The 7,059-nt window shown below is 66.3% G+C and carries 7 protein-coding genes; 4 read left to right on the forward strand and 3 right to left on the reverse strand.

The genetic code is table 11. The annotated features are described in order from the left end of the window. Positions 1 to 286 precede the first annotated feature (286 nt). Together ACFW2E_RS21305 and ACFW2E_RS21310 are read right to left on the reverse strand one after the other, a co-directional pair. Positions 287 to 958 carry a hemerythrin domain-containing protein gene (locus tag ACFW2E_RS21305; RefSeq protein WP_384468638.1) on the reverse strand — a complete coding sequence of 224 codons (672 nt, stop codon included), beginning with the start codon at positions 956 to 958 and terminating at the stop codon, positions 287 to 289. A gap of 380 nt (positions 959 to 1,338) precedes the next feature. Next, complete coding sequence (locus ACFW2E_RS21310) at positions 1,339 to 1,899, reverse strand: hypothetical protein (RefSeq protein ID WP_384468639.1); 561 nt, start codon at positions 1,897 to 1,899, stop codon at positions 1,339 to 1,341. 828 nt (positions 1,900 to 2,727) lie between these two features. On the opposite strand from ACFW2E_RS21310, the gene ACFW2E_RS21315 reads away from it, so the two are divergent. Further along, on the forward strand, positions 2,728 to 3,141 hold the full coding sequence (locus ACFW2E_RS21315) for a hypothetical protein (RefSeq protein ID WP_266593921.1): 414 nt from the start codon (positions 2,728 to 2,730) through the stop codon (positions 3,139 to 3,141). A 390-nt stretch (positions 3,142 to 3,531) separates the two neighbouring features. On the opposite strand, the gene ACFW2E_RS21320 is transcribed toward ACFW2E_RS21315, so the two are convergent. Then, complete coding sequence (locus tag ACFW2E_RS21320) at positions 3,532 to 3,723, reverse strand: VOC family protein (RefSeq protein WP_384468640.1); 192 nt, start codon at positions 3,721 to 3,723, stop codon at positions 3,532 to 3,534. Between the two features lie 487 nt (positions 3,724 to 4,210). On the opposite strand from ACFW2E_RS21320, the gene ACFW2E_RS21325 reads away from it, so the two are divergent. From ACFW2E_RS21325 to ACFW2E_RS21335, 3 genes are all read left to right on the forward strand, one after another. Continuing rightward, positions 4,211 to 5,248, forward strand: a complete 1,038-nt coding sequence (locus tag ACFW2E_RS21325) for a hypothetical protein (protein WP_384468641.1) — start codon at positions 4,211 to 4,213, stop codon at positions 5,246 to 5,248. A 328-nt stretch (positions 5,249 to 5,576) separates the two neighbouring features. Next, positions 5,577 to 5,993, forward strand: a complete 417-nt coding sequence (locus ACFW2E_RS21330; protein WP_384468642.1) for a hypothetical protein — start codon at positions 5,577 to 5,579, stop codon at positions 5,991 to 5,993. Beyond that, positions 5,990 to 6,961: a hypothetical protein gene (locus ACFW2E_RS21335; protein ID WP_384468643.1), complete on the forward strand. Its 972-nt coding sequence runs from the start codon at positions 5,990 to 5,992 to the stop codon at positions 6,959 to 6,961. The genes ACFW2E_RS21330 and ACFW2E_RS21335 overlap by 4 nt, the downstream gene beginning before the upstream one ends. The last annotated feature ends 98 nt before the right edge of the window (positions 6,962 to 7,059 follow it).

A 7,059-nucleotide genomic window follows, 5' to 3' on the forward strand; every position in this document is an offset into this window, starting at 1 on the left:
CTCCCGATCTTTTCCTCACGGGCCCCCCCTTGGGGTTTTTGAGCTTCTATTATCCTTATTTTTCCCACACGCGCCGGGGGTGTGTATTCTAATCTATTCGATGATGGGTGAGACTGTAAACAGCAGGACGCCCACAGGCAATACCTAACTTGGTGGCGGCATGGCACCGGTGTCACACGTATCGGCGCACCGAGGTTGCCGCCCGCCGGGCCCACGTGGCCGGCGCATCAGGGCGAGGCTGCCATTGCGACGCCTGCCGGGTCCGGCCTGCGAACGGGAGCGGTGCTCACGAACCGTCTCCGCGGAGGGAGCGGAGATCGTCCACCGCCTGACGGCGCATTTCGGGCAGAAGCGAAAGAAGTGGTTCCGGGAGGCCTGCGAGCACCAGCTCGACCTCGTCGGCTGTGCCGATCTCGTCGAGGAAGCCGATCATCAGGTGTCCGGCGATGGGCGGCGTGCTCGCGATCACTTGTCGCGAGAAGTCTTCCCAATCCGCAGGACTGACGTGGTCGCGGAGCGCGGGGAAAAGGATCGTCTCCTCATGGACGAGGTGGTCATGCACCGTGTCCCGTACGTCGACGGCCGCAGCGTGCAGCGCAGCCCGAACCGCGCTCGCGGTCCCGGCGCCTTCACGGCCGGCGGCCGGACCCGCGCCTTCGCGGCCGGTCTCACCGCTACTGATGAGCACACAAGCCAGTCGGTCAAGCGCGGTATCCAGCCGCTCGTGTTCTTCACTCAGTGCGTCGAGTGTGTGCGCTGTGGCCGGTGCAGCCGCGACGATCCGCGGCCACAGGTCGTTGTCCTCGGCTTCGTGATGGTGCCGCAGGTTCGCGACGAGGAAGTCCCGCAACTGCGCCAGCTCCTCGAATGGCACCGAGGGGCGTAGGGCGGCCTCGGCCAGGAGGGCGGTAGCCACACGATGCACCTCATGGGTAAGCCGGGTCTCGACGACAGCCACCGGAGTACTTTCAGAATTAGCTATTTTCACGGACGAAAGCCTTTCGGCTGGACTATTGGACCGTTAATGAGGCGACCTACGGGGACCGTGCACAGCGACGACGCCGACCGGAACGGCACCGCCGGAGGGGCACCGCCGCGGCCGACGGCGGTGCCCACGTATTTGCCGAAACTCTCAGGAAAGTACGGCTGAAAGGGCTCTGTCGCTGATTTCCTGGGCGTCCTTGCTCAAGCTCCGAGCAGGAGTCGTATTCTCGGCATTCGCGAATCCGCGAGCTGGGCCGCTCGCAGAGCGGCTACCCCCCTTGCTCATGGGCCAGCCGGCGAAAGTGCGGTCGGGATACAGGGTGTCGACAGTCCGAGCCGCTCCTTGCCGGGGCGTCAGCGTTCGAGGTGGACGCTGAAGTGCCGCTCCGTAGTGCCAGCGGGAACCGTCGTGATGTAGCCGCGGGCGTTGTGGTAGGCGCCCGTTCCACCGGTGATGGCGACATCGACGGACTGCGGGGCCGGCAGGTGAAGCAGCGCCTGTCCGGCGATTTGCCCCTCGGGCAGGGAGAACGTTCCCAGGCACTGAAGCAGTCCCGGGTCCACCCGGACGTACGTGCAGACCACGCCGTGGTCGCCGACCTTCTTGCCGTCACGGTAGAGGTCCTCTGTCACCACCCGTTCGTCGCCCAGGCTGACACCCTTCTTTCCCAGATCGATCTCTTCGTACTGGGTCTGCTTGCCGACCAGCTCGAAGTTCTTCGAGCGGTCACGCTCAAAACCCGTCGAGTAGTCACGCTCGAAGTTGCGTGAGTGGTCACGGGCGTCACGCGCGACATGATGATCAGTGGTTGTCGCCGATGCCGGCGTAACGGCCACGGCGCCGGCGAGGGTCAGCGCGACGCCTGCGGCAGCGCTCAGAGAGCGAAGCTTCTTGACCTTGGATATGTTCGGCATTCCTTACTCCGTTCGATTGGGCTTCTATTCGGCACCTGAAGGGAGAATGCGAGGCGGTTTGTGCGGCATTACTTGTCGCGAGCCTGCTTTGTATTCAGTGTGCTTCACCCTTCAGGTCGATGGCAGGCTGTGCCGCGTGTTGCCCGACGGCATCGCAGCCTCATCGTGGGTCACACCGATGTGTTCCCCGCTGCCTGAGGCGACGGACTGGTGCAGGGCCTCATCGAGGCGCGCCAGCGTCATGACCCTCTCGGGGACGACCTGCAATTAGGAGCATATGCTCTTAGTTGTTAAGGGGATGTAAGGGGTGGTCACCGCACCGCCTCGCCCCTGATTGGCGAGCTGCTGTCCGGCCTTCCGGATGGATCGCGAGTGCGGTTGGGGGCTGGCGGCGCGCCAGGTGATGGTCGCCGGGCCGGCGTCGTCCGGCTGGTTCGCTGCGTGCCGACCGTGAGAGGCCAGGCTCAAGGGCGTTGTGGACGCCCGGATGCGAGCTCATAGTCCTAAGTGTGTGAGGGTTGTATACGTGTTCATACGGCGAGGTCGCGCACCTCGCCCCGGTGTGCTGTGCTGCAGGCGATGGGCCCGGGTGTGCGTCCGACCTCATTCAGGTCGAGGGCGCGTGGGCGCACATCAAGCGCAGCCTGGCCAACCTGGCCGCCTGCGCCCCCGGTGACCCGGAGGCTCTGCTCCCGGCGGCGCCTTGCCGCCGGAGGGCAGGCTTGCTACCGGGAAATTAAGAGCATATGCTCATATCTGCTCGCTGGAACCACCGGCAGCCGATCCATACGCAAGCGGCCACGGCCGGATCTTCGAAGGAGACAAGACATGGCGAACGCGGAAAACAGCGACAACGACCGCCAGGGACTCAGCTACTACCCATGGTGGCTGGACAACCTGGCCGACGACGTCACCCTGGAAGGCGCCGCCATGAACGGCACCGCGCGTGGCGCGGAGGCGGTCCGCGCCATCGTGGTCAAGGCCCGCGAACTGTACGAGTTCCAGGACTTCAGCTTCACCGGAGACTTCGGTGACAACGGCTTCCTCGAGATCTACGACGCCTCGGTCCTCGGCGAGCCCATGAAGGTCGTCGTCACGGTCACCCGCAACGCCGCCGGACAGGCCCAGGAACTCGCGGTACTCCATCGTCCGCGCAACACGCTGCTGCTCTTCTCCCGCGAGATGAACAAGAAGTTCGCCGGCACCCCCCTCGCCGAGCACTTCCTCGCCGACGAGTCCTGAGGCGACGATCCCCGGGGGCAAGCCTCGCTGCCCAGCCCGGGCGCCTGGGCCGTCCGGCTCCGTCGGCCGTGGGGCAACCGCGGGAGCTGTACGTCTAATGGTCGACGGTGACCTGGTGGGGCCTGCAGCGCGCCAAGGCCGGTGCGAGGAACACGGATCCGTTCCATCAGGGGCCGCGCGCGGACACTGCCGTGGCGTTGTCCTGGTGTCACCAGGGCGGCGGAGTGTTGGTGAGCGCGGACGATGGTGGATTCGATCTGCACGGCGAGCCTATGTCGCCGACGGCCCCGGCATGGGCTTGGGTCTGCTCCAGGGCTCGGGTGAACACGCCGTCCAGGGCGTAGCGGGGGCGGCCAGGAGCCGGCGCCGGGGAGCTCTGGGACGGCTCGATCATGTTGCCCCACGGGTCCCGGAAGACGTGAGGCGGCGGCTGATGTCCTCGATCTCGAAAGGCTCGCCGATGGGGTCGATGCCGCGCTCGGCGAGTTCGGTGCGCGCTGCGTCGACGTCATCGACATGAGCGCACGTGTGCTGGTAGCCGCCATGCTGCAGGCTGACGCCCGGGTCGTCGGGCAATGCCACGGAAGCCCTTGGGTTGGTTGAAGCAGCGCTCGATCATGTTGCGTCGACGGTATGTCTCCCGGTCGAATCCTGGTGGTCTGCCTCCGTGGCAGCCGGGTCTCATCCGGTGTCGTCGTTGGTCGATCTCCTCGGGGCTGGTGTGCGCACTGCGTTCGCGCGGCGAATGTCGCACCCGGCGCCGCCGCCGAGAGCGTGCCTCGTTGCCGCAGCGGGGTCCTGCCCGCATCTGGTCACGACTCTCATCTCCTTGAGCTCGCGCCGGTCCGTGCCGTGAGAGCGGTGGCTCGGAGGCGCACGCCGACGGTGCGGGTGTGTGCCGTTTGCAGGATGCGAGCATGTGCTCTTAAATATTTTGAGTGTCGCTGCCCGTATGCCCGCGCGCGGTTGCCTGCAATGTCAGGGGCCGTGGTGGAGAGCTGGCCGCCTTGCTGACCCCCGCCTGTTCTTCCTCGACGCCCCCCACGTCCCTCAACCAGAAGGCCCGGCCTTGGAAACCCCTATCCGATCGGCCCCCGAACGCCAAGAAGCGTCCACAGGAGCCGAACTCCTGCCCAGGCCGAAAGAGGCCCGCCGCCCGCCGATACAGCTCTGGCTCCAGCCGATTCTGATCGCCCTGGTCGTCGTATCGGCCTTCATCGGCTGCTACGTCGGCCTGCAGCGCGACCCCCAGCCTCACCAGGTTCCCATCGCTGTCACCGCGCCCCACCACCTGCCAGACAGGATGCGCCAGGCCCTTGGCGACAGCATCGAGGTGCACCTGGCCGCTGACGCCGAGGCTGCGCGTGAGGCAGTGGAGCATGGTGACGCTGCCGCCGCGCTCAGCGCCGACGGCGCAGGGAGGCTGCGTCTCGAGATCGCCGGGGCGGATGGCTCATCCACCACGGCGGCGGTGAAGAACCTCGTCAGTGTCTACGCCAACGGCGCGGGCATGCACGTCACCACGAATGACGTCGTCCCCCTGGCTCGCTACGACGCCCGCGGCTTGACTGGCTTCTACATGGCCTTCGGCGTGACCCTGGCCGGTTTCGTCCTCGCCTCGAACACACTCGGCCTGGCTGATCTCCTGCACCTGCGTCACCGGTTTTGGCTGCTCGGCGGTGCTTCGGCGGCCATCGGCACCCTCGCAGCGATCATCGCCGGCCCCGTTCTGGGTGCTGTCCCGGCCCCCGTCATGTTCTTGGCCTTCACCCTCACCTTGCTGGCCGCCGCAGCCGCCTTCACCACCAAACTGCTTGGTGCCTACCTCGGCCCAGCCGGCCTCCCCATCGCCACCCTCGTGCTGCTCACCGTCGGCAATGCCACCAGCGGCGCCGTCATAGGAGCTGATCTGCTGCCCAGCGCCGCCCGAGTCGTCTCGGCACTGCTGCCACCTGGCGCAGCCGTCCGCGCAATCCGCAGCCTGAGCTACTTCGGCGGCGCGCACGCGACGGAACCCATCGTCACGCTCGCGCTGTGGGCCGCCATCGCTGCACTCCTTGTCGCCCTGCGCCCCCGCCTCATGTGGCGTGCCGCAATCGATGGTTGACGTGCGGTCAGTGTGACCCCAGGCCTTGGGGACGGGCAACCCCAGCGGCACAAACGTCGTCAACATGAAACGCCTTGCGGCGATCAACGCGTCACAAATTCATTAATGATTTCCGTGAAGTCGCCGAATAGGGACTCCAACCGGACGGAGTGAAAACGGGGGCGGTCACAGGGCGACTTGAATGCCATCCACCTGTGGTTGCTTCCGTACGTCGCCACATGAACGATCGAATCATCTAGTCGAGAGGTCTCCGTACGTGAATAAAGGTAATTCAGAAATTTCCTCGGTAGCCGTCGTTGAGAACCGGCTTGCCCATGAGGTGCATCGCGTGGCTACCGCCCTGCTGGCCGAGGCCGCCCTACGTCCCGCGGTACCGCTTGAGGCGGTGGCGCAGTTGCGGGCCTTCATCGTCGCCAACCTGCGACATCAGGACCACGCCGGGACCGAGGGCGTGGTTCGGGCTGCGCTGCACGCTGCGGCCATCGAGGCACGGGACACGGTGCATGACCGCCCGGTCGACGAGGAGCCCCTCCCTGCGGATTGGGAAGAATTCTCACGACGGGTAATCGCGGGCACGCCGCCCGCGGCCGGACATCTGATGATCGGACTCCTCGACGAGGTCGGCTCTTCGGATGAAGTCGCACTGGTGCTCGAGGGTCTTCCGGAGTCGATCCTCCGGCTTCTGCCCGAAATGCGCCGTCAGGCGACGGATGATCTCCGTATCCTTCGCGGAGCCGGCTCATGAGCCCCGTTCGATGGCCGGACGCAGCAGACGATGCGATCAAAGGCGACCTCACGGTCGCGGTGGCCTATATCACCCCGGCCGGCGGCGCCGTGGTGACCAGCGTCTCGCCGGTAGGCATCGGAAACCGGGAATCGGGCGTTGTCGGCTTCACCACCTCGCTCGGGTTCCCGAGGAAATTGGAGCGCATCCTGCGGGATCCGCGCGTATCGATCGCATATCACACGCGTGAACATGGCTTTGCCGCAACGAGCTCGTACGTACTCGCGCAAGGCACCGCATCCGTCGAATTGCGTCCCTCACCAAAGCGACTGGCCGAGCTGATGCGCGCCTCTGAGCCGTTTCTCGGGAAGACCAGACGCGGGCCGATCTGGGACTGGCTGCTGCGCGAATACCACCAGGAGCGCGTCTTCGTCGACATCAGCATCGACCGCGTCGCTGTCTGGCCCGACCTGAGGACGCGCGGTGCGATGACGGTGACGGGCGCCGCGTGGCCGGACGTGCCTGCCGAACAAAAGCCGCCGAAGAACGGTACGGAACCACGGGTCGACGTCGGCGTACTCATGCGACAAATTCACAAACTACCGCACAGGCTACTGGCTTACCGTGGCGCGGACGGCTTGCCTGTCATTGTTCCGGTCACGGTCGACAGGCCCACGGAGGCGGGGCTACACCTGGATGTGCCCCCTGGGCTGTTGCCTCCGGGCGGCAGGCGAGCCGGGTTTCTCGCCCACAGCTTCCAGCCCCAGTGCATCGGGCTGGGCATGCGAACACTCACCGGCTGGCTGACTGTCACAGACGAAGGCGCCATCTACGCCCCCCACACCTCGAAGGGCCTGGCAGCACCCCCCTACAAGACCCTCCTGACGGTCTCGAACGGCCTGCTCGCCAAGTATGGGCTGTGGCGGGCCCGCCGTGACGGCACCGCCGCACGCTTGCAGCACCTCGCCGCCCGCAAGCGGGTGGACTGACCCTGGCGGCGTGGGGCCGGGGAGCCCCGCGGGTTAGTAGACAGGCAGCGCCCCGGGCGGGAGACCCCCCCCCCCCCCCCAAGACAACTCACCGACAG

The sequence above is a fragment of the Streptomyces sp. NPDC058964 genome (assembly GCF_042741275.1).
Classification (GTDB): domain Bacteria; phylum Actinomycetota; class Actinomycetes; order Streptomycetales; family Streptomycetaceae; genus Streptomyces.

Excerpts from the sequence above, each read along its gene's own strand:
- ACFW2E_RS21315 (WP_266593921.1), top strand. The coding sequence starts at position 2,728 with ATGGCGAACGCGGAAAACAGCGACAACGACCGCCAGGGACTCAGCTAC.
- ACFW2E_RS21335 (WP_384468643.1), top strand. The coding sequence starts at position 5,990 with ATGAGCCCCGTTCGATGGCCGGACGCAGCAGACGATGCGATCAAAGGC.
- ACFW2E_RS21310 (WP_384468639.1), bottom strand. The coding sequence starts at position 1,899 with ATGCCGAACATATCCAAGGTCAAGAAGCTTCGCTCTCTGAGCGCTGCC.